The sequence below is a fragment of the Methylobacterium sp. WL9 genome (genome assembly GCF_008040035.1).
GTDB lineage: Bacteria > Pseudomonadota > Alphaproteobacteria > Rhizobiales > Beijerinckiaceae > Methylobacterium > Methylobacterium thuringiense.
This window is the reverse complement of record NZ_VRVE01000192.1, coordinates 1-977: the sequence shown is the minus strand read 5'-3', so window position 1 is coordinate 977 and position 977 is coordinate 1. Positions and strand designations below refer to the sequence as shown.

The 977-nt window shown below is 58.9% G+C and carries 1 protein-coding gene; it reads right to left on the bottom strand.

The features are described 5' to 3' along the window. Positions 1 to 676, bottom strand: a 676-nt coding sequence (locus FV217_RS22425; protein WP_147821847.1) for a restriction endonuclease, incomplete at its 3' end; no start/stop codon positions are given. Positions 677 to 977 lie beyond the last annotated feature (301 nt).

The window sequence follows — 977 nt, the reverse complement described above, 5'->3', positions numbered from 1 at the left end:
TGACGATGTCCGGACCGCTCGCTTCGACAGGCCGGATATGGGCAGCAGCGACCTCGGCGCGCCCACCGCCATTCAACAACTTCAGTCCCGTCAGCGCACAACGCTCATCGTAGGCACCGAGAACAACCCGTCGGAAAACGCGATCTCGGATGATCCGCGAGGTGATGAAGGCCACACGCTCCCGCACCTGTTCGAATGCGAAGGGCGCTTGCTGCTCAACAAAACCGGGATCAGCGATTCGCTCGTCTTCTCGCGGCAGCACAGCATGTCGTTCGTTCAGGCCGAGGCTGAGGATACGATCAAAATCAGCCGGTGAGATCGGTCGAACAGCGGACTGCGCACGTCCCGAGATCCGGCCCTGCTCGTTCAGAACGCCTCGCTCCAGGACACCATTTTCATCAGCAAACGGCACAGGACGCGCGAAATCCAGGTAGCTGCCTGGCTCAATGACTGCGATGAATATGCCCGCAGCCGAAGGATCTGGGATGACATCCTGGACTCTTGCAATCGCGAAATATCCGCGTGTGCCTGTGATTTTGCGTGGCTCGTAGTAGACGATCCAGTCGCCAAGACAGGCTTGGACGCGGGTCAAGTACTGCTGGGGGAACTGGTAGCGCTCGGCCGGGCTGTCATCGTAGACCGAATCAGGACGATGGATAAAAACGCCGAGGCCCATATGCAAAAACTAACGGTTTAGGCGATCGCTTGAAAGCCTCTAACTGGTCGGAAGCAAGCCACGACCGTAGCTTTACGACGCATCTGATAAGGCCCTTCGCCGTTGCGCCATGAGCGGACACCAACCCACCGGCCGGAAGCGGACATTCACTTGCTGATAGGCAACGGTCCGGTGTCGACCCTGGCTGTGTCAAAACCCCGATGATGGTACGTTCCTTCGGTCTGACCGGAGGTAGACATGGGCCGGTTTGTTGTCGGTGCCGAGCGCGATCAGACGACGCTGTTTCCGCCTTGTCTCGAGG